We start from the raw sequence: 21,029 nt of genomic DNA on the forward strand, positions 1-21,029 counted from the left end.
ACCTAAACAAATTCGCCTTGTTATTGCACATCGAGCATAGCTCTGAGTTGGGAAGAAATTTAATCAAATTGGTATAAACACGAAGTACCTAACCTAATAAACACATAAGTGAATACCTGAATCAATGATTAAAACCTTACTGTTATTTATTACATTACTAACAATTAGTTCAAATGCATTATTATGTGCTTTTGCTAGTGCTAAAGTTCCGCCTTTAACAGCTTTAGCTACTCATGAAGTCACACAACAGCTACCGACTTACAGTAAAATTTATGATGATAAACGCGACCCATTTTCCGATGCCAATGCGGCACTTGCTCTTGCCCAAAAAACTAATCGTCATGTGTTGATTGAAGTTGGCGGCAATTGGTGTTCTTGGTGTCATAAAATGGATACTTTCTTAACAAATACCCCTGAAGTGTATAAGGCTCTACACAACCAATATGTGTTATTAAAAGTGAATGTTAGTGACAGTAATGAAAATGAAGCCTTTATGAAATCATTACCACCAACACTTGGTTATCCACATATATATGTATCAAATGCACAAGGGAAGATGCTGTTATCGAAAGATACCGCCGAATTATTAGAAAATAACGAATATTCAAAATCGCAGTGGATGAATTTCCTAGAACAATGGTCAATGCAAAATACCCTTGCCTCGGCTTTACTTTCAAATACAGCTGCCAGCGAACAATAATAAGCCACACTGATGAATATAAATAAGTGTCGTTCATTTTTTGATAAGCATTATAAAACTCCCGCTTTTATTGTTAATCAACAACATAAAAAACATGCTACCAATGACCGACGTCATTTTTTAAAAGCGGCAGCAGGTGTTAGCGTAATGTCAGGCTTATCTGCATTTAGCATTGCTGCTTTTAGTCAATCAGCACAGCTTCAATTAAATGAACTGGTTAAAACCGATCCTTGGTTAACGCTTGATGCTACGTTAAATCATTTATTACCTGAATCACCCACAGGACCCAGTGCAATTGATATCAATGCCACCGCTTACTTAGTACAAATAATGACTGTGCAGCCCACACCGCAAGACGAAAAAGAATTCATTCTTAAGGGTGTTGGCTGGTTAAATGGTTATGCAATGAGCGAAAAGTCTGCCAACTTCGCGCAACTTAGCTTTGCTGATAAAGAGCAATTATTGCGTGGCATCAGTAAATCTCGCGCGGGTAAAAACTGGCTAAACACCCTGCTTGGTTATATTTTCCAAGCAATGCTAGCACCACCGAGTTACGGCGGAAACCCCAAGGGTATTGGCTGGCAATGGCTAGAACATCAAGCTGGTTTTCCACTGCCTGAACAAGGGCAACGTTACTTTGAACTACCTAAACGCGCACGTATCGATCTAATCAGTCACGTTAATTATCAACAAAAACGTAAAGTATCTACCGCTAGAAGTACCCATTCAGGAACTCGAAAAACATGAGTCAAAGCGATAATTTAGAAGGTAATTTAGAAGATAATCCTGAAGCGAATTCAGACGTAAGTTACGATATTTGTATCATTGGCAGCGGCGCTGGTGCCTCCCCTATCGCTCATCAATTATCACTGGCGGGTGCTAAAGTAGTTGTACTTGAAAAAGGCCCTTGGTTAACCGAAAAAGAATTCTTCAAAGACGAACTTACCATCAGCATTCACGATGCTTACAACCCCAAATTAACTGATGAGCAACACGTTATTGAAGAGGAGTATCTTGATGAAAACAACGAGCCTTTTTGGCACGGTGAAAAAACCAGTGATTCAGGTTGGAGTTGGTGGAATGGTAATGTAGTTGGCGGCTCATCAAACTTTATGAGTGGTTATTTTCATCGTTTGAAGCCTATAGATTTTCGCTTAAAATCTGAATTTGGTGCAATAAAAGGTGCGAATGTCGCCGATTGGCCAATAACTTACGATGAACTTGAGCCTTATTACGCTAAAGTAGAGCGTGAAGTCGGTGTTTCAGGTCGTGTAGTTAAACATCCACATCAAGAGCCTCGCTCAACTGACTTCCCTTATCCACCCGTTGCTGAAGTCCCTATTGCAGCGTGGATAGATAAAGCGGCAACAGAGATTGGTTATCACGCTATTCCTGTGCCACGCGCTATTTTATCGCAACCTGCTATGGGTAGACGTAACTGTGAATACTCAGGTTATTGTAGTAGTTACGGTTGCTCAACAGGCGCAAAAGGTAGCGGTAGAGCGGCGTTATTAAATCATGCGGTAGCCTCAGGTAATTGCACCATATTACCCAATGCCAAAGTGTATAAAATTGCCAGTGACGATAACGGCAAAATTACCGGCGTGCATTATTACGACAGTATTGGTCGCAAAAAATCAGTTACCGCAAAAATATACGTAGTAGCTTGTCAAGCGGTTGAAACCTCACGTTTATTACTTAGCTCTACCGGTAAAAAATTCCCTAACGGTTTAGCTAATAACAACGGACAAGTCGGTAAAAATTTATTATTTACTGGCGGTGGGGTCGGTCGGGGTGATTTTAATTACGCTGATTTAACTCCTGAAAAAGTCAATGAACTCAAACAAGTGGGACCTTTTATTAACCGCGCTTTACAAGACTGGTATCAAATTTCAGATAAAAACTTTACCGGCGCAAATAGCCAAGGACAAGCAAAAGGCGGCACTATCGACTTTTTGTTTCATCAAAATCCAATAGCACGCTCCCGCGGTACACAATGGGGAATAGATGAACAAGGTAATAACCAATTAATCTGGGGCGAAGCCTTAAAGCAAAGCCTTAAAAAAGAATTTACTAGCTATAAAACATTACGTTTTGAGGTATTTAACGATTGGTTACCCACCGATGATTGTTTTGTTACCTTAGATAAAGAAGTTACCGACCAATGGGGCGATCCGGTGGCTAAAGTACGTGTTGGTTATCATCAGCATGATTTAGAAGTGGGTGAGTATTTATCACAAAAAGCAGAAAAATTAATGGCTGCTTTAGGTGCTACCAATATATCCTCATCGGTAAGTGGTGCGCCTGCTACTAACTTAATGGCCGGTGGTTGTCGTTTTGGTGATGATCCAAAAACATCGGTATTGAATAAAGACTGCCGCGCCCATGAAGTTGATAACTTATACGTTACCGACGGTTCGTTTATGCCAACAGGCGGTAGCGTGCCCTACACTTTTACCATTTACGCCAATGCCTTTCGTGTTGCTGATAAAATAAAAGCACAGTGGTTGAGCCTAACCTAACCACCAATGAAATGGCGTTAATACAGCGAATAAAATAGGTTGATGAACTAAATAAATAACCAAACTGTGCTTACCAGGCCAAACTAAGCCTTGCATTAATTTGTCATTTTTTAGATTGTTCAACTGAAAAATATCATAGCTTAAGTACTTGCTATGGCCTAAGAATATACCGACAAAGATAACCCCTAACCATGGAAATATTGCAATGTAATCAAGACTGTAGTCAGGTAAGTATTCCTTAATATATACAAAAGGCCAGTGCCTTTCTACACCGCCTAAATTTCCTATCAAGATAATCACTGAACCAATAATTAAAGAGAGTTTAGGGGAGGACGCAAACCATACAGCACATAGACTTCCAACAAAAATAAACTGCAATACACCAAAAAACACCCAACGCTGCGGAAACATAACCAATGATATTGTGGTAATTACCCCTGCCCCAATTGCTATTTTAACTAATCGTTTAGTGAAGCTTTGCCAGTTAATTTTTCGTCCGTGACTATAAACAAGCCCAACACCAACACAAATAAAGAATAACGTTAAAATCACACAACGAAAATTTTTCCAGCCTTGGTTATCGTATGCATACCAATCAACCCAACCAAAAAACTTTAAGTCATAAAAAAAATGAAAAATCACCATTAATAAAATGGCTATACTACGAATTAGATCTACATTGTAATTTCTTTTCTTTACTATCATTTTTAATGTAATTTCTTATTAGCATGGGAATATAACAACAACCTTATTTACAACAAGCTATTAAACACTACTTGAAAGTAATACACCTAACAATAAAAACCCAAACCCCGTATAAAACAAAATACTATCTATTTTACGACTGCCTCTTTTTGGTAATTTGGTCGTCGCAATTGCTTGAGTAAATAGGTTTTCAGGAAGCATACGAATACTGCCGTAACCAATAAAAGCAAAACCAATACCCATCAAAATTTCTGATCCCGCATTATTCATAACGCCACTAAACACTGTATAAGTCGCAATAATAAATAAAAATAAACTTGGCCAGTGTATTGGCTTTATATCTTCTTTTTTTAACATCTAATAATCCTTTATAAATCAATGTTAGTTCGAGTAAACCTAATTAATATACCAGCACAAAACCCAAAACCAAATGAAAACACGAATAATTATCACTTGATCTACCGATTGCATCTACGTACAATTATTACAAATGATAATGATTTACATTAAACCCTTCCCCAAAATGCACCTATATTCAAACCAAATAATTAAAATTCTAGCAATTTATGCTGCCTCTAATCTTTTTAGCACCGCAGTTATTGCACAAGAAGAGAAGTCTACAACGCACTCATCACACCACCCCGCACACCATTCAACTAAGAAAAAAGCAGATGAAGTGATTGTTGTTACTGGTACTCGCACCCCTAAGTTATTAGCAAACTCACCTGTACAAGTTGAAGTTATCGAGCAAGAACAAATAAACTTGCTTACTCAAGGCACTATTGCCCAAGCACTTAACTTTATACCGGGCGTTGTCGTCACTCGAAACCAAAAAGATGGTTATAACGTGCAAATGCAGGGTTTTGATGGCGATAATGTTTTAATTTTATTAGACAGCCAACCGTTAATATCACCAACTGGTGCTGCAGTTGACCTTGACCAAATTAGCGCCCAAGACATTAAACAAATTGAAGTTATTCGCGGCGCAGCTTCGGTAATGTATGGCAGCTCAGCTATGGGTGGTGTTATTAATATCATTACCAATCAAGGCAAAGAGAATCAACTCAACCTTAGTTATGAAGTGGGTAGTTATACACAGAACAGTCTTGAAGATGATCTTTATTCACATCAAGCAAGATTAGGTGCAACCTTATTAACGGGTGATTGGCGCCACCAAGTAAATACATTACTCAAACATACTCCGGGTTTTGACTATGATAATGACCATAGCTCAACACCAGCTGGTTCATTGGATAAGATTTTTATTAACTTAGCAAGCTCAGGGAAAATAGGGTCACTTGATACTGCAATTAAATACCAATTCTTCGATGAAGAAAAAGATAAAAATACTGGGCGTATAGCTGGACAAAGTAACTATCAACATTACATTTCTGAGGTTCAACAACAGCAGTTTGACTTTGATATAAGCCAAAAATTAAATAGATATCACGATAAAATCCAACGTCAATGGCAAGTAAATAGTCGAATAATGGAACACCAAGAGACTAGCGGCGGAACTGGATCTTTACGTAATGCTAACTTCGGTTTATATGAAGTTAATGGTAAATATGTATGGTCAACTACCGAGCTCGAAATTGTATCAGGTGGTTTAATACATAAAGATACCCTAGAACAAACTAAAGTTGATGACGGCAGTAAAGAGGTTCCTTTTGTTAGCAAAGAAAGCATAGAAGCTTTTAGCCAAGTTAATTGGATCAATAAAAACAGCCAATACTTATTAGGTTTAAGAGTACAAGACGACTCAAGCTTTGGCTTTAATTCTGCGCTTCGTGTAAGCGGTATGAATAATTTATTAACGGGTGAAAACAAGCTTAAACTACGCTACGGTGTTGGCCAAGGTTATAGAGTACCGACCTTAAAAGAGCGCTTTTATGAATTTGATCATAGCTCTCTAGGCTATAAAGTTTATGGTAACGAAGACTTAAACCCAGAAACATCAATTACCGCGAATACTTCATTAACTTTTGAAACTAGCTTTGAAGAATCTCTCTTAGGCAGCTTTGATTTTACTTCAGACGTTAATATATTTTATACCCAAGCCAAAGACTTGATTGATTCAGTTACCGATCCAGAACGTTCAATTGAAGAAGCATTAGACATCTCAGTTTATACCAATATTGATGAAGCCATCTTAAAAGGTTTTGACTGGTCGGTAGCAGCTAACTATTCACAATGGCAAAGCCAATTAAATTATAGCTATGTTAGTGCTAAAGATAACAACCATGTTCGCTTAGAAGGCAGACCAAAACACCAATTTAAAGCAAGTATTGGTTACACCCCTAGCAAATATAATATTAACAGTATGCTGTATCTGGTATATCAAAAAGATGAAGCCGTACCAACTGAAGGCTTTGAAAACGGCACTTTGAATAACAGCTGGTTCACTATCGACTTTAAATTAAGTCATCAATTCAGTAAGCATTTTTCATGGCGTTTAACGCTCGAAAATATATTAGATGAACATCAAGATACTGATGCCGTACGCGAACAATTATTTGATGCAAGACCTGTTAGCAGCCGTTTTGTTTCATTAGGTATCACCTACAAACTTTAGCTCTATTTAACTTATACAAATAACATTTAAACTTTAAGGAAATAAAAATGAATAATAAATCGTTGATCCTCACATCAATACTTGCCTCATTGGCTTTAACTGCTTGTGGTAGCAGTGATACAGAAGAAAAATTAAATGACGTTGTAGATCAAATTGAAGACGTTATAGATGGCGATGAAGAAATTATAATTTATGGTCCATACTCGACAGGTACGGCATCAATACCCGCTTCTGTTTACTTTGATTTGGACACCATGGAAGTAGTAACGTTAACTGATGAAGAAGCGAAAACAGATACCCAATGGGACATCGCTTTTAATCGTACGGATATTTACTTAAACAACGCAGATGCTGACGCACCTGTTTCTGTTTATTTCACCGGAAACAATAGTGACTTTTTTGATGAAGAAGGCGCTGCCATTGCGAATTCATTTATCAATGCAACCCCTGAAACTGAGTTAGAAGACTTCGAAGCCGTTATGCTTGCCGATGTACCTAGCGACGAGACATCATTTATCGTAGATGAAAATAATAGAATCCTTGATGGCTTTTACGTATACAACACGACTACTCACGTTGTAACAGCCGATGATACGCACGCATTTATTGTTGATTCTGATGGCACTTACTCAAAATTCAGAGCAACATCAATCACCACTTCAGAACTTGACTTAACAGAAATCACCTTAACTTATAGCAACCAAACAGATGTAGACACCGCTTTTGCAACTGCTGAGTCTGACGTTGTTATTGATATTGCTTCAGCCTGTGCTGGTTTTGACGGTGTTTATGTTGATTTTGAGCTAGGACAAGTAGTTAGCGCTAGTGATAACTGGGACGTTACCTTACCTTGTAACGAAGCTAAAACGGGTGCTAGCTTTGAAATCAACCTGGCTGATGACGCAACCGCAATGCAAGATTTTGACAATACTTACGACGCTATCGATATAGAAGCTTTACGTTATTACGAGTTTGAAGAAAACGAATATAACGTACGCGCATTTGACACACTACCTTGGTATCAATACGGATTAGACGGTGGTCATATTATTTGGTCTCAATACGGTGTGTATATTATTAACACTGCAACAGCTAGTTATAAACTACAAATTACTAGCTATTACAATGCGGACGCGGCGTCTGGCAACTATTCATTTAGAGCTGAAGCTCTGAAGTAATTTTTAAGGGCGATTACCGTAACGGATTAACGGTAATCGCTTTAGTCCTAAGCGAACGCCGAGAGCATTTATGATCTATCAACTTGAACAGGCAATGTATCAACTGTCTGAACTTTTCATGGCACCAGTACTTATTTTAATTGCTGGGCTATTTATCTATTCACTGTTTGCGACAGGACAATATGTCATGCAAAGCATACAGCGCAAACAAAACACCCAACAATTTTACCAACTACTTAACGGTGAGCTTGGTGAAAATACCCAATTAAACTTAGTAGGTTATCCACTTGCACAACTTGCTAATAGTTACCCTAAAGTAAGCAAAGACCAGCTTGACGTTAATGCCCTTACGTTATTAGAAGGCGTAAGAAACGTAAGCCGTTTAGCACCAATGCTAGGCTTAATTGCCACCATGGTACCTATGGGTCCTGCCCTTAAAGGTTTAGCTGACGGTAACATTCAAGGGATTAGTGAAAACCTAATCGTGGCCTTTTCTGCGGTTATTTTTGGTTTAGTTATCGCCTCAATTACCTTTTGGATTGCCAGTGTAAAAAAACGTTGGTTAGCAGAAGAGTTAGTTGCGTTAACACCATTATTGCAAGAATCAAAACAACAGCAAGCCAATACAATTAACACCACAACTAAAGTAGATACCCAAAATGAAGCTGCTTGATGAAGACGAAGGCATTAATCCTGCGTTATCGGTGGTTAACTTAGTTGACGTTTTTTTAGTACTAGTTGCCGCTTTATTAATTGCCATTGCACAAAACCCACTGAATCCTTTCATGTCCGAAGATGTCACCGTCATTAAAAACGAAGGCAAAGAGAACATGGAAATTATTGTTAAAAAAGGCAATAAAATTGAAAGCTTTAAAAGCGAAGGAAAAACAGGATCGGGTAGCGGTAAAAAAGCAGGTACGGCATACGAAATGGCGGACGGTTCAATAATATACGTAGCCGAATAGGCTTAATTTACGATAAGTAGTTGAGCTTTATGCTGCATTATCATAGAAATAGCGAAAGCGCGAACAAGTTCCCGCCTACAGGTGTGTGCCCATAGGCGGAATTTTAATCGCGCAAGATTGATTACCGATGACTCAAGTAAAAAATAAGCTTTACGTCATCTTCGAGTGCTCTTGTCGAAGATCCATTACTCTTAGTAACTGGCTCTTCGGAAAAAGACTTCGTAGTTGAATAAAGACAAAGCCCGACAAGTTAACGCCTACAGGTGTTTGCCGTAGGCGGGATTTTAACCGCGCAAGATTGATTACCGATGGCTCAAACAAGAATAAGCTTTACGTCATCTTCGAGTGCTCTTGTCGAAGATCCATTGCTCTTAGTAACTGGCTCTTCGGAAAAAGACTTCGTAGTTGAATAAAGACAAAGCCCGACAAGTTAACGCCTACAGGTGTTTGCCGTAGGCGGGATTTTAATCGCGCAAGATTGATTACCGATGGCTCAAGCAAAAATAAGCTTCAACCAGAAAACACATTAATTTATCAACTTAACTTACAGATAAGTAACTTATGAAATTTATAGATAACATATCAAACCTATTAGTATCTAGCTGGCGTTCATTCGTTAAGCTTAGTGCGATAGTAAGTCTTTTGTTTTCTGTTATTGTCACGTCTAACCATGTTAGCGCGGCAGCAAATGACAGCAAAACATCAGACACCTCAGCAACGGCTGAAACAGAAAATACCACCAAGGTATTATTAATCAGTGGCAGACACTCAAATAAGGCCAAAGTCGCTTTACTAAAAAAAGCTGCTGATGCTAGCACAACGATTGATTGGGCTATTAGCCAACAATCATCAAAAACCTTAACCGACAATGAAAAAGCGGCAACCTTGTTTGCCCAATACGACCTAGTAATTTTAGACTCGGTATCAGCTAACTCTGCAGTAAAAACTTATGAAAGCATAGTGCCAAGCATTGCTATGTTAACAGCAAGTGGCGCTAACACTAAGCTACTTGCTTTTCATCTTGGTAACTCTGGCGGCTTAAAAGATGTTACTGCTGATCAATTAAATACAGTTTACACCTATTGGGACAACGCAGGACGTGCCAACTTAACCAACCTTTTAGATTACCTAGCAAAAGATGTGTTAGCACTAACTAACGCACAAAAACTTACCGTAAAAGCACCTATTATCTTCCCAAGCCAAGGTATTTATCACCCAAATCAACCAAACTTAATGAGTGACTCATTAACAAGTTATCAAACTTGGAAAGCACCCAAAGAAGGCCAAGTAAGAATCGCTTTGCTAATGCAACGCGCCTCAATTGAAACCGAACAAACTACTGTGGTTGACCAAACTATTAGCCGTCTTGAAGCGAAAGGTGCGTTTGTTATGCCGTTCTTTTTTGAACTTAGCCCGCGCAGTGGCGACTACTCACAACTATTACAACTAACGCCGAGTAAACAAGGTGCAGACGTAGACCTTATTATCAATTTCCGTAATATTCACTGGGCAAGTAAACGTAAAGCTGAATTTGAAAAATTCGGTGTACCTGTTATACAAGCGTTAACTTATTACGATGGTGACCAAAAAGCTTGGGAAGCAAGCGAAGCAGGTATTGCACCCGGCATGATGTCATTTATGTTGGTATTACCTGAATCAGCAGGTGCTATTGACCCAATGATAGTTGCGGCAAGAAACCAACAAACTTATCAAGTAGAAGTGATTGATTACCAATTAGATTTTCTCGTAGAACGCGCAATTAACTACGCTAAACTGGCACATACTCCAAATAGCGAGAAAAGATTAACCACTATGTTTTGGGGCGACCAAGACATGGGCGCGTCATTCTTAAACGTACCGGAGAGTTTAGCGTCTATTAGCAACCGCTTAAACGACGAAGGCTACACTATCGACAAAGTTGACGCACAATACTTTATTGACCGCGTAAACCCTATTTTAAATCCTTTCTACCGTGACTTTGAATTAGAAGCCTTATTGGAAGACGATTTAGCTGAATTATTGCCTGTATCAGAATACAAAGCTTGGTTAGCAACAATACCGCAAGCAACCGTTGACAGCATTAATGCCCAATGGGGACAACCTGAAGATAACTTCATGGTAATTAACCGCAACGGCAAACATTACTTTATTATTCCGCGTATTCGTAACGGCAACATGTTAATTTTACGCCAGCCACCACGTGGTGACAGTGCTGATAAAGAGCAAAGCTTATATCACAATACCAAAATACCAATGAACCACTATTATTTAGCGGCGTATTTTTATGCGCGCGAATACTGGAACAGTGACGCATTTATTCATTTAGGTACTCACGGTACCCATGAATATTTACCGGGTAAAGACCGTGGTTTATCTCGTTACGACGGTGCAAACTTGTCAACAGGTACCTTACCTATTATGTACCCGTACATTGTGGACGATGTTGGTGAAGCAATGCAGGCAAAACGTCGTGGTAATGCGGTAACTGTCGGTCACATGACTCCACCTTTTGCAGCTGCGGGTTTACAAGGCGTTACTGCCGATATGCATTTACTCGTTGACCAATATCGTCATATTGATACTGGTGGCGTAAAAGAAAAAACTAAGCAGCAAATTATTGATTTTTGTATCAAAGAAAATTTATGTAAAGACTTAAACTACGAGTTAGCACAAATTAATGCCGACTTTGATACCTTCTTAGAAGATTTACATAGTTACCTTGAAGAACTAGCCGCGACTAACCAACCATTAGGTTTACATACCTTTGGTGAATTATCTGAGCAGCGTTTAGTTATTTCTACCATAGGGCAAATGTTAGGGGCTGAGTTTTTAACTGTTGCCTCTGATTTTGAGAAAGATCACTACGAAATTGAAGACGAGCATGATCATGGTCATTCTTCTGATGATCATGAGCACGATCACGAAAATGATCACCACGAAGAAGGAAAAGTTAATTCTCATGACGATATTTCTGATGGTTTAATGCACTTTGTTAAAGAAGACCTATCAAAAACCGCTGGTTATAAAACTCTTCATGATTATGTTGTACACGCTACCGAACATGATTTTAATGATTTATCTGAAGAGATAAAACCTTATGTTTTACAAGCGCAAGAATATTACAAAAACATTGTTAGTATTCAAGAGTTAGACAACTTAGTTGCAGGTTTAAACAATGAATTTATTAGCCCTAAAAATGGTGGTGACCCAATTCGTAACCCTGCATCATTACCAACAGGTTTTAATCTTATTGGTTTTGACCCATCACGTTTACCTACTAAAGCGGCTTATGAGCAAGGTAAAGAGTTAACTGAAGAAGTTATTGCCAACTACTACCAAAAACATGGTGAATACCCAGACAAATTATCATTCACCTTATGGTCGGTTGAAGCAATGCGTCATTACGGTGTGTTAGAAAGCCAAGCGCTTTATGCTATGGGTATTAAACCAAAATGGAGCCCAGATGGTCGCGTTATTGGTACTGAAATTATTCCTTATAGCGAACTTAAACGTCCACGTGTTGATGTAGTATTATCGGCAACAGGTTTATACCGCGATGCGTTTCCTAACGTAATGTTTATGCTTGCCAAAGCCATTAAAGAACTTTCTGAATTAAAAGAAGAAAGTAATCCTATTTGGCGAAACACTCAAAAAGTGAAAGAGCAATTAATCGCAGAAGGCGTAGAAGCAGACGAAGCTGAATATTTATCAAGCGTACGTATTTTCTCAAATTCTTTTGGTGATTACGGCTCTGGTGTTGATGGTCCAATCATGAACAGTGATACTTGGGAAACCGACAAAAAAATTGCTGATAACTACCTAGCCACTATGGGTAAACACTTTGGTGCCGACTCTTCTCGCTGGGGTGAAGAAGTAGACAACCTTTACGCTAAGCAATTATCGGGGACTGACGTTGCTCTATTCTCTCGTTCATCAAACCTGTACGGCATGATCACCTCAGATGACCCGTTTGAATACTTTGGTTCACTATCGTTAGCAGTGCGTAACATTGACGGCAAAAGCCCTGAAATGATGATCAGCAACTTGCGTAATACCAAAAAAGGCAAAATGGAATTGGCAGCTGACATGCTTGCTAAAGAATTACGTACTCGTAACTTCCATAAGCGTTGGATCAGCGAAATGCAAAAAGAAGGTTACAGCGGCGCAATTACCATGTCGGGTAACTTAAACAACTTCTGGGGCTGGCAAGTTGTTGACCCTGATGTTGTTCGTGACGACCAATGGGACGAGTTTGCCGACATTTACGTGAACGACAAATTAGACATGGGACTTGATGAATGGTTTGAAGAAGTAAACCCGAAAGCCTTAGCTCACATGATGGAGCGCATGCTTGAAGCTGAGCGTAAAGACTACTGGGAAACTGATCCTGAACGTTTGAAGTCAATCGTTGAGAAGTATATTGAGTTTGTTGAAAAATACGATCTGATAGTACTTAATGACTCAGTGCGTGACCATGCAAACGAGTTAGCGAAAGGTTTTGGTTTACAACCAATGCAAAATGCTAAAAGCATGAAAGACATGGCCATTGAGAAAATGAAGCAAAAAGAGTTAGACACACAGCAAGCTCAAGCAAACGAATCTAATCCTACTGAACAAGTTGAAGGACAAAAACTTGAGAAGCAAAGCAACCAAGATGAAGTTGAACCAGATAACTTTGTTTGGCAAGCACTTGGCGCAATGTTGTTAATCATAGTTTTAGGCGGTATTTATCAACGACGTGCAGCTAATCGTCCTGTCAATTTAAAATAATTGCTTAGTTTGAATTAAGCACTTGTCTCAACTACGTCATCCCCGTGGTGTGTTAATCGGGGATCCATTGCATTCAAGTTAATGGATCTTCGACAAGACACTTCGAAGATGACGTAAAACGTAAAAAGACGACATTACTACTTCAGTAATGTCGTCTTTTTATTTGTCATATTTGTTAAGAATTTATAATTTCCTCTGTCATGACTTCAACCATTATTGCTTCTTAAGTAACAACCAAGCATTGTTGTAATCAGGCAAGTTTTTATTAGCTTGATGATAATCAGTCCAACCTTGATAGCTATCTACTAATAAATCTAACTGAAATAAATTATCATCAAAAGCGCCACCTTGATCGGCTAATACTCCTAACCGAACAAAGTCGGTTTTTGGGGAGTTACCTGCCACTAAAATTAATTGTCCTAAACCTAGCTGTTTTACATTACCGGCAAAACTCACTTGTGGCTTAATGGCTATTTTACTGGCTAAATCTTTCCCGTAACCCATAATGCTAGGTACTTCGGCAAAATACCAATAACGTGCTTGTTCACGTTTACCCAAAGCATAATCATAAGCAATGCCGTTATTACGATGTACATTAAAATAACGAATTTCGCCATTAACCTTTAACACGCCTGTGCCTTGTAATAACACATCATGTAAAGCTTCTTCTGTTATCCACACTAAAGGCTTAGCTAAGTTTTTAGCGGTTAAAACGCCTGAAATAACCTGCTGACGGGTAAATTGATAACGGGTTAAACTGGCTTTTTTCAGTTCAGCTTCCGCCAGCGTTAGGTCTTTTTCATCACCTGGTAATTGATATAATGCTTGTGAATAAGTTTCTGTTTTTACTGGGCTACCCGTTAATAACTTAGTGTAATACTTGGTTAAAAACAATTGCTCTTTAGGAATGGCGCGCAGCATTTCTGCTTTGCGTTTGTTGGTACTTTTTTGGGCAATAGCTTCGGCTTTGGCTTGATCAGGCAGCCAACGATAAAAGTCAAAATGCTTAGTTAAAAAATTTATATCCGCTAAACGATTAGTGTTGTTAGCTTTATCTTGATGATAAATATCACAAATAAATGCTAACGTCGCAGTAACACGAGCTTTATTACTAAAAGGCAATAGTGTTTCGCCGGCATGAACAGCAAAATCATCATCAGAGTGTTGTTCAATATATTGCTGGGTATTATATGCAACTTCACACAAGCTAGCGTAATCAATAGCGTTTAAATTAAGCTGTCTAAGGCTGTTAAAGTCTGTTTGTTTTACCAAAGTAAACTGAGGCTGAGCAAGGCTTTTAGTTGCCGTGAGTATTGAAGTAAATAACAGTAATAAAACAACGGAGAGAAAACAAAAACTAAAATAGCGCATAACATACCAACATAAAAACCAAGATGAATTAAGTGTTTACGCTAATATATCACGCTCATCACGGGTTATATATGTGCTATTTCGCCGTTAATTCTACGGTTAGTTTTAATAACACTAGAGGCTAGCGCTTTTATGGTTAAGTTTGCGACCATTGACGTAGCATATTGTGATACACGCCGGTAAGTTGCACAATTTCAGGGCTGTCGTTTACTTGCGCGCGTAATGATTGAATTGCCGTATCCATGTTGTACAAAATACTACGTCTTTCATCGCTGTTTACTAAACTTTGTAACCAGAAGAATGAGGCTAATCGACGCCCTTTAGTGACCGGTGTTACATGATGCAAACTCGTTGCTGGGTATAAAATCATATCACCTGCAGCAAGTTTTACTTTTTGTGAGCCGTAGGTATCTTCAATGGTTAATTCTCCGCCTTCATATTCATCTGGCTCAGAAATAAACAAGGTCATTGATAAGTCAGTTCTAACTTTTACTGGCGTACCCGGTACTTGGCGAATTGCGTTGTCGATATGCACACCAAAATTACCGCCACCTTGATAACAATTAAATAACGGTGGGAATATTTTTAACGGTAATGCCGCCGACATAAACATATTACTTTTGGCGAGTGCCGATAAAATTAAATCGCCCATTTCTATAGCAATAGCTGAGTTTTCAGGTAACTGTAAGTTATTTTTAGTCTGTGAGCTTTGATAGCCAGCAGTAATATTTCCGTCAGCCCAATCAGCCTGCAACATAGCGTCTTTAATGTATTTAATTTGCTCTTTGTTCAGTACGTTTGGGATTCTAAGTAACACGGTGATAATTCCTCTTTATAAACAGAAAAATTGACTCTACCTAAATAGAGTCAATTTTTATTTTGTGCGATTTATTCAAAAATCAATTAAGTATACTATGATCGCTGAATAAGCTACCTATGTATTTCTACTTAAAATGAGTAGCTTGCATTGATACTGAAATAACGACCATCACCCGGTACAAAGTGTCCGCCACCAAGTTGGTCAACGTATTCTTCGCCTGTTAGGTTTTCACCGTTAGCTTGAACGAGGAACTTATCAGTAACTTGGTAAGATACCATAGCATCAAAAATCACATAACCATCAGCTAATTCACGACCACCTGGATCTGAACTGTTGTAACGATCTCCCACGTACTCTGCGCCTAAACCTGCTGCAAATTTTTCAGTGATAGTGTAGTGACCCCATAATGACGCTGAGTTTTCAGGCGTTCTTGGTAGTTCATAACCAATTTGTACTGCATCAGCACCTGAAGCAGAAGTTACTTCACTTTGCTGATAAGTGTATGCTGCCGTTACAGAGAAGTCTTCATTAACTTGACCAACAACACTTAACTCTAAACCAGTAACACTTTGCTCACCGTCAAGAATATCTTCACCAGCAAAGTCTGGGTCTTCAGTAAGCGCATTAATTTTTTCTGAATGGAAAAGCGCCGCACTTAACAATAAGTCGTTATTGTAAAACGCCCACTTAGTACCAATTTCATAACTCATTGTTTCTTCAGGGTCTAAATTAGTACCTGTGCTTGCTGTTACATCTTCAGCAGAAGAAGTAAAAGCATTACCCGCACCAAAATAAATACTACCGTTTTCAGCTGGCTTATATACTAAGCCGAAGTTCCAGCTTACAAAACCTTCATCTGTTTCTACTTTAAGTGATGGATCAGCACCGTCTAAGTCGTAGAAGTATTCAGTGTCGAACATGTCGTAACGTAAGCCCGCAGACACTTGCCATTCTGGATTAATAGTTACGGTATCAAATGCATAAAATGCCGTTGTTGTACCTGTTGCTTCATTACTTTTATCAGTACGTTCATATTTACCTGTATAAGCAACAAAGTTATCAGGGTTGTACATATCGGTGTTGATAGTTTGTAAGTTATCGGTAACGGTTGCCGTATAATTCCAACGTTCAAATTTCTCTTTAGCAAACTCAGCACCAGCAACGATATCATGGGTCATACCACCAAGATCGTACTGACCAATTAAGTCAAATTGCACCACTGACATTGAGTTTTTAGTATCACGGGTTTTTTCACCGCCCAAACCAATCTCTTCATCCGCGCCGTAAGTTGTAATACCGGTAGTGTCATCGGTAGTAGAGGTAAAACGAGGAGCGTTAATAATCGATTGTCTTTCAATGCTACCAGTACGACCTAATACACGTAGCTTAGTTGTTGCTGTTATATCTTTTTCATATTTAACTGTGATTGATGAACCTTCGATATCTTCAAAATCACGGTATACGTTACCGTAAAAATTACTAAAATCGACTGGTGGTGTACCACCTTCATAAGCAGCAAGGTTATCTGCAATTACACGATCGTCTCTATTTGAGTAGTTACTCACCCAAGGAATACCGTAATCAGGCATATTATCTTGTTTTTGATAATCAGCATTAATGCTTAAACGTGAATCGGTACCTAAACCATGAGTAAAGCCTAATGCAATAGCATTGGTTGCTCTTTCGACATTATCACGACCGGCCGTTTCACCATCGTCAACTAAAACGTTAACGCGTACTGCTGAAGTTTCACCAACAGTTACATTACCATCAACTTGACCACGATAATCACCTTCAGAGCCAACACGTAAACTTACATCGGCAAAGTCATCTAATTTAGCTGTTTTAGTTTCTAAGTTAACTACACCACCCGCAGCACCACGACCATAAATAGCTGAGCCAGGGCCTTTAGCTACTTCAATCGCTTCAACGTTATAAGTATCACGGTTGTAACCTGCGATATCACGTACACCATCAATCATAACGTTGTTGCTAGCGTTAAAACCACGAATAGACATGCTGTCACCCGTTGGTGCACCACCTTCACCGGCAGCCATACTAATACCCGGAACGCTACGTAGTGCGTCACGTAAACTATCAACATTACGGTCTTTCATTACAGATTCAGAAATAATGGTAATAGTTTTTGGTGTGTTTACTAATTCTTGTGTGTATTTTTCAGAAGTAGATCTGTCTACTTTGTAGCTTTGTTCAGCTTCTGCTGAAGCGCTTGATGTTGCTAGTTCTTTAATTTCTTCAGCAAATACTGTTTTAACTGGTAATGTTGCGGCAATAACTAATGTTAACGCGCTTAACTTAAAACCTTTTTGGTTAAGTGATACTGTCCCTAAATTCTTCTTCATTACTTAAAATCCTCTATGTTGTTTGAATTTACCATTTCTTGCTAACGATTATTTAACTATAATTATCAATAAGTTAGAAAAGACATTGTTGCTTTTATTTTAATTTTTACTCAAAGTGTTTTGAGCAAATACTTTAAATTTCTGACGCATCATAGCAAAGATTAAAACAAGATCAAATGATAATCGTTCTTATTTGTGTTTTGATTGTTTTTTGTGTATTATTGCGCTCGAATTTAGACACTGGCACATTCAGCACTTTAAAAAGGCTGTTGCTACCCTACGTATTGAGGACGTTCTTTTGAGTAAAAAAACACTTGGCGCCGTATTTAAAGAAGTAGTTACTCCCCTACTTTATATTAGCCCTAGCGCTAAAACGGGTTCATTAATTGGCGGTTGCTTTAGCTGCTTATTTACCTTGTCTGCTTTTGCCTTAGACACAGCGCAAATTGATGAGTTAACCCAGCAATGGCTAAACATTGAAAAGCAAAGTGTACAGTTACAACGTGACTGGCAAGAGCAACAACCCATACTTGAGCAACAATTAACGTTATTAAACGAAGAAAAATCACAATTAACACGCATGTTAAGTGAGGACACGTCTAGTCAAGCGCAAGTAGACGTAAAGCGCAGTGAGTTATTGCAACAACAAGGCGATCTTGAACAACAACAAGACAAGCTAACCACGCAATTAAACGCATTTAATAAGCAGTTATTGCAATTAAACGACATGCTACCGCCACCACTTATTAATGCTTGGCAAAGTGAAGACGACGTTTTAGACGCCGAGCCAACAGCTTCTTTACAGCTACAGGTTGGTTTAGCGAAATTAGCGAAATTAAATGAGTTTGACCAACGAATTTCGGTATACGAAATGCCATTAACCGCGCCAAACACCGCTGATAACAAACAAATTTTAGTGAAGCAATTTTATTTAGGCGTAAGTCAAGCATGGTTTACCAGCGCTAACGGTGAATACCGAGGTTGGGGACAAGCAACGCCTGAAGGCTGGCAATGGCATTTTGACGAGAACCTCGATCAAGACAAAATAAATAAAGCTATCGCAATTTTTGAAAAGAAAAAACAAGCTGACTTTGTTTCTTTACCTATGGTGTTACAGGCACAGCCCTTCGGTGCTAAGCAAAATGAAACACAAAACCAGGGAGCCAAGTAATGAGTATTTTTAAGCCAATGAATCAATTAAAATTACCGACTAGCGCCTTATTAACAGTTTTATTATTTAGCCTACTAGGCACATTCAGTGCTACTGCCGCTGATTCTCAATCAATTGAACGTCAGTTAATCAATAAAATCAGCCAAGCTAAAAAGCGCTTAGCCAAAGTAGAAAAAAGTGTGAGTAGTCAGCGTATAGCGTTAGCTAAAAAACTCAACAAAGTAGAACGCGAGGTTATTGAATTACGTAACCAAACAGCGGTAGCAAGACGACTTGCTGATGAAAAAACCTTAAGTATTACCAAACTTGAACAGCGACTTTCTACTTGGAAGCAACAAGATCTTTTCCAGAAAAACTTATTACATAGATATATACAAAACGCCAACCTTGCCAAAACAAGTACTACTTCAGCCATTAATAAAAGTGATGTAAGTAGCCAATTATCCTTAGTGCTTGATCACAGTAAAAAACTTAATCAACAGTTTTTCCCGCAATGGCAAACACAAAAAGTTGTAATGCCAAACGGCGAAATGATAACAAACCCAACCTTAACCTTAGGCCCTATTACTTGGTATTGGGATGAAGCCTCTGAACAAGCTGGTTTAGTTAGCAAAGAAGAAAATGCGTTATTTCAACATGATGTTTATTTAGGTAACAGTAATGATATTGCCACCTTACGCAATACCCTAAACGGAGAAATAACCTTTGACCCAACATTAGGTCAAGCTATTACTCGCGAACAACAAAGTGAAAGTGTAGTAGACCATGTTATTAAAGGCGGCGTGTGGGCCGTACCTATTTTATTATTTGCCTTATTCGCATTAATTATTGCCTTAATGAAAGTAGTGCAACTAGCACGTTTACCTAAGTTTGTGCATTTAGCGCCATCGTCTTTAGTTTCCTTAGTACAAAATAAATCAGCTGATAGCGCCACAAACGAAGCCTTAATAAAACCTATTAAAGGTATGCAAAGAGACTTACTTGATATTACCACCACCCATGCCTTATCAAGCCAACGTGACGACTTATTATTTATCAAGCTACAACAATGTAAGCACGTATTAGATAAACGTATTAGCGCTATTGCGATTACCGCAGCAATATCACCACTTTTAGGTTTATTAGGTACCGTTAGCGGCATGATTGAAACATTTAAGATGATGACTTTATTTGGCTCGGGCGATCCTGAAGTGGTTTCTGGTGGTATCGCCCAAGCATTAGTTACTACCGAATTAGGCTTAGTGGTGGCTATTCCAGCGTTAATTTTAAATGCCGTGCTATCACGCAAAGCCAAAGCCTATTACGCCGATTTAGAGAATTTCGCCATTTTAGTGAGTAAGTCTGACGAGCAACAAAAAGCAGATACTCAAACAAGCAACATTGAAGGAGCAAACGCATGATAGAACAAATCGCTAACAGCATTATTTGCTGGTCAATTATCGCCCTCGCCTTATATTGTTATCAGCAATTATTTCATCAATATTTAATGCTTAATCAAGCTGAAGCCAACAATAGCTCAGAGCATAGCCAACATGAATTTACTAGCATATTAATTGGTGCATTACCTTTATTAGGTTTGCTAGGCACTATTGTCGGCTTACTAGAATGTTTTGCCGGCATTGCAAGCCAAGGCGCTAATAGCCAATTGATGAGTTCAGGTATTTCAGACGCCTTATTAACCACACAACTTGGTTTAGTATGTGCTGTACCTGGTTGGCTTTTACAATCTTGGGTACGTGCTCAAGTACAAGCCAAAGACCGCTTACAAGCAGAGAACACGGTAATTAATAGCGACAATAAAGCAAGTAATGCGCAAAATAAGCCAACCATAGCTACCACGAAAAATGATGCTGCTAATACTGATTACTCTGCTGTAGAGGCTGCTTAAC

At 38.7% G+C, this 21,029-nt stretch carries 16 protein-coding genes; 11 read left to right on the forward strand and 5 right to left on the reverse strand.

The window, feature by feature from the left end; genetic code table 11:
• Window positions 1-124 precede the first annotated feature (124 nt).
• Genes KO502_RS13470 through KO502_RS13480 form a run of 3 tightly spaced genes read left to right on the forward strand, consistent with a single transcriptional unit; the run spans window position 125 to window position 3,222 of the window.
• Window positions 125-700, forward strand: coding sequence for a thioredoxin family protein (locus KO502_RS13470; protein ID WP_216023082.1), 576 nt, complete (start codon window positions 125-127; stop codon window positions 698-700).
• A gap of 12 nt (window positions 701-712) precedes the next feature.
• Window positions 713-1,447: a gluconate 2-dehydrogenase subunit 3 family protein gene (locus tag KO502_RS13475; protein WP_216023083.1), complete on the forward strand. Its 735-nt coding sequence runs from the start codon at window positions 713-715 to the stop codon at window positions 1,445-1,447.
• On the forward strand, window positions 1,444-3,222 hold the full coding sequence (locus KO502_RS13480) for a GMC family oxidoreductase (protein ID WP_216023084.1): 1,779 nt from the start codon (window positions 1,444-1,446) through the stop codon (window positions 3,220-3,222). Before KO502_RS13475 ends, KO502_RS13480 begins: the two co-directional genes overlap by 4 nt.
• On the opposite strand, the gene KO502_RS13485 is transcribed toward KO502_RS13480, so the two are convergent.
• Complete coding sequence (locus KO502_RS13485) at window positions 3,214-3,927, reverse strand: heparan-alpha-glucosaminide N-acetyltransferase (protein ID WP_216023085.1); 714 nt, start codon at window positions 3,925-3,927, stop codon at window positions 3,214-3,216. The genes KO502_RS13480 and KO502_RS13485 overlap by 9 nt on opposite strands.
• Window positions 3,928-3,987: 60 nt before the next feature.
• The gene (locus KO502_RS13490) at window positions 3,988-4,284 is read right to left on the reverse strand and encodes a hypothetical protein (protein ID WP_216023086.1); all 297 of its coding nucleotides are present in this window, start codon (window positions 4,282-4,284) and stop codon (window positions 3,988-3,990) included.
• Between the two features lie 139 nt (window positions 4,285-4,423).
• Here KO502_RS13490 and KO502_RS13495 point away from each other — a divergent pair, with 139 nt between their 5' ends.
• The 5 genes from KO502_RS13495 (at window position 4,424) to KO502_RS13515 (ending at window position 13,415) form a co-directional block, all read left to right on the forward strand.
• A complete protein-coding gene (locus KO502_RS13495; RefSeq protein ID WP_216023087.1) occupies window positions 4,424-6,502 on the forward strand; it encodes a TonB-dependent receptor in 2,079 nt (692 codons plus the stop codon).
• A 47-nt stretch (window positions 6,503-6,549) separates the two neighbouring features.
• Window positions 6,550-7,680 carry an HmuY family protein gene (locus KO502_RS13500; RefSeq protein WP_216023088.1) on the forward strand — a complete coding sequence of 377 codons (1,131 nt, stop codon included), beginning with the start codon at window positions 6,550-6,552 and terminating at the stop codon, window positions 7,678-7,680.
• A 70-nt stretch (window positions 7,681-7,750) separates the two neighbouring features.
• Window positions 7,751-8,353, forward strand: coding sequence for a MotA/TolQ/ExbB proton channel family protein (locus KO502_RS13505; RefSeq protein ID WP_216023089.1), 603 nt, complete (start codon window positions 7,751-7,753; stop codon window positions 8,351-8,353).
• Window positions 8,340-8,645: a DUF2149 domain-containing protein gene (locus KO502_RS13510; RefSeq protein ID WP_216023090.1), complete on the forward strand. Its 306-nt coding sequence runs from the start codon at window positions 8,340-8,342 to the stop codon at window positions 8,643-8,645. Before KO502_RS13505 ends, KO502_RS13510 begins: the two co-directional genes overlap by 14 nt.
• A gap of 561 nt (window positions 8,646-9,206) precedes the next feature.
• On the forward strand, window positions 9,207-13,415 hold the full coding sequence (locus KO502_RS13515; protein ID WP_216023091.1) for a cobaltochelatase subunit CobN: 4,209 nt from the start codon (window positions 9,207-9,209) through the stop codon (window positions 13,413-13,415).
• A gap of 213 nt (window positions 13,416-13,628) precedes the next feature.
• Here the strand turns inward: KO502_RS13515 and KO502_RS13520 are convergent, their stop codons facing one another.
• The 3 genes from KO502_RS13520 to KO502_RS13530 all read right to left on the reverse strand — a co-directional run bounded on the left by KO502_RS13520 (window position 13,629) and on the right by KO502_RS13530 (window position 17,969).
• Window positions 13,629-14,786 (reverse strand): MltA domain-containing protein, encoded by a 1,158-nt coding sequence (locus KO502_RS13520; protein ID WP_216023092.1) that lies wholly within the window; start codon window positions 14,784-14,786, stop codon window positions 13,629-13,631.
• Between the two features lie 136 nt (window positions 14,787-14,922).
• On the reverse strand, window positions 14,923-15,603 hold the full coding sequence (locus KO502_RS13525; protein ID WP_216023093.1) for a Fe2+-dependent dioxygenase: 681 nt from the start codon (window positions 15,601-15,603) through the stop codon (window positions 14,923-14,925).
• A gap of 131 nt (window positions 15,604-15,734) precedes the next feature.
• On the reverse strand, window positions 15,735-17,969 hold the full coding sequence (locus KO502_RS13530) for a TonB-dependent siderophore receptor (RefSeq protein WP_216023094.1): 2,235 nt from the start codon (window positions 17,967-17,969) through the stop codon (window positions 15,735-15,737).
• A gap of 298 nt (window positions 17,970-18,267) precedes the next feature.
• Between KO502_RS13530 and KO502_RS13535 the strand changes: the two genes are divergently transcribed.
• The 3 genes from KO502_RS13535 to KO502_RS13545 are packed head-to-tail and all read left to right on the forward strand — an operon-like array spanning window position 18,268 to window position 21,028.
• Complete coding sequence (locus tag KO502_RS13535; RefSeq protein WP_216023095.1) at window positions 18,268-19,140, forward strand: DUF3450 family protein; 873 nt, start codon at window positions 18,268-18,270, stop codon at window positions 19,138-19,140.
• On the forward strand, window positions 19,140-20,540 hold the full coding sequence (locus tag KO502_RS13540; protein ID WP_252730767.1) for a MotA/TolQ/ExbB proton channel family protein: 1,401 nt from the start codon (window positions 19,140-19,142) through the stop codon (window positions 20,538-20,540). The genes KO502_RS13535 and KO502_RS13540 overlap by 1 nt, the downstream gene beginning before the upstream one ends.
• Complete coding sequence (locus tag KO502_RS13545; protein ID WP_216023096.1) at window positions 20,537-21,028, forward strand: MotA/TolQ/ExbB proton channel family protein; 492 nt, start codon at window positions 20,537-20,539, stop codon at window positions 21,026-21,028. Before KO502_RS13540 ends, KO502_RS13545 begins: the two co-directional genes overlap by 4 nt.
• Window position 21,029 lies beyond the last annotated feature (1 nt).

It is taken from the genome of Colwellia sp. E2M01 (assembly GCF_018860585.1).
GTDB lineage: Bacteria > Pseudomonadota > Gammaproteobacteria > Enterobacterales > Alteromonadaceae > Colwellia.

What these genes read in the sequence shown, in the direction of transcription:
- KO502_RS13470 (WP_216023082.1), top strand. Translation starts at nt 125, where the DNA reads ATGATTAAAACCTTACTGTTATTTATTACATTACTAACAATTAGTTCA.
- KO502_RS13475 (WP_216023083.1), top strand. Translation starts at nt 713, where the DNA reads ATGAATATAAATAAGTGTCGTTCATTTTTTGATAAGCATTATAAAACT.
- KO502_RS13480 (WP_216023084.1), top strand. Translation starts at nt 1,444, where the DNA reads ATGAGTCAAAGCGATAATTTAGAAGGTAATTTAGAAGATAATCCTGAA.
- KO502_RS13485 (WP_216023085.1), bottom strand. Translation starts at nt 3,927, where the DNA reads ATGATAGTAAAGAAAAGAAATTACAATGTAGATCTAATTCGTAGTATA.
- KO502_RS13490 (WP_216023086.1), bottom strand. Translation starts at nt 4,284, where the DNA reads ATGTTAAAAAAAGAAGATATAAAGCCAATACACTGGCCAAGTTTATTT.
- KO502_RS13495 (WP_216023087.1), top strand. Translation starts at nt 4,424, where the DNA reads ATGATTTACATTAAACCCTTCCCCAAAATGCACCTATATTCAAACCAA.
- KO502_RS13500 (WP_216023088.1), top strand. Translation starts at nt 6,550, where the DNA reads ATGAATAATAAATCGTTGATCCTCACATCAATACTTGCCTCATTGGCT.
- KO502_RS13505 (WP_216023089.1), top strand. Translation starts at nt 7,751, where the DNA reads ATGATCTATCAACTTGAACAGGCAATGTATCAACTGTCTGAACTTTTC.
- KO502_RS13510 (WP_216023090.1), top strand. Translation starts at nt 8,340, where the DNA reads ATGAAGCTGCTTGATGAAGACGAAGGCATTAATCCTGCGTTATCGGTG.
- KO502_RS13515 (WP_216023091.1), top strand. Translation starts at nt 9,207, where the DNA reads ATGAAATTTATAGATAACATATCAAACCTATTAGTATCTAGCTGGCGT.
- KO502_RS13520 (WP_216023092.1), bottom strand. Translation starts at nt 14,786, where the DNA reads ATGCGCTATTTTAGTTTTTGTTTTCTCTCCGTTGTTTTATTACTGTTA.
- KO502_RS13530 (WP_216023094.1), bottom strand. Translation starts at nt 17,969, where the DNA reads ATGAAGAAGAATTTAGGGACAGTATCACTTAACCAAAAAGGTTTTAAG.
- KO502_RS13540 (WP_252730767.1), top strand. Translation starts at nt 19,140, where the DNA reads ATGAGTATTTTTAAGCCAATGAATCAATTAAAATTACCGACTAGCGCC.
- KO502_RS13545 (WP_216023096.1), top strand. Translation starts at nt 20,537, where the DNA reads ATGATAGAACAAATCGCTAACAGCATTATTTGCTGGTCAATTATCGCC.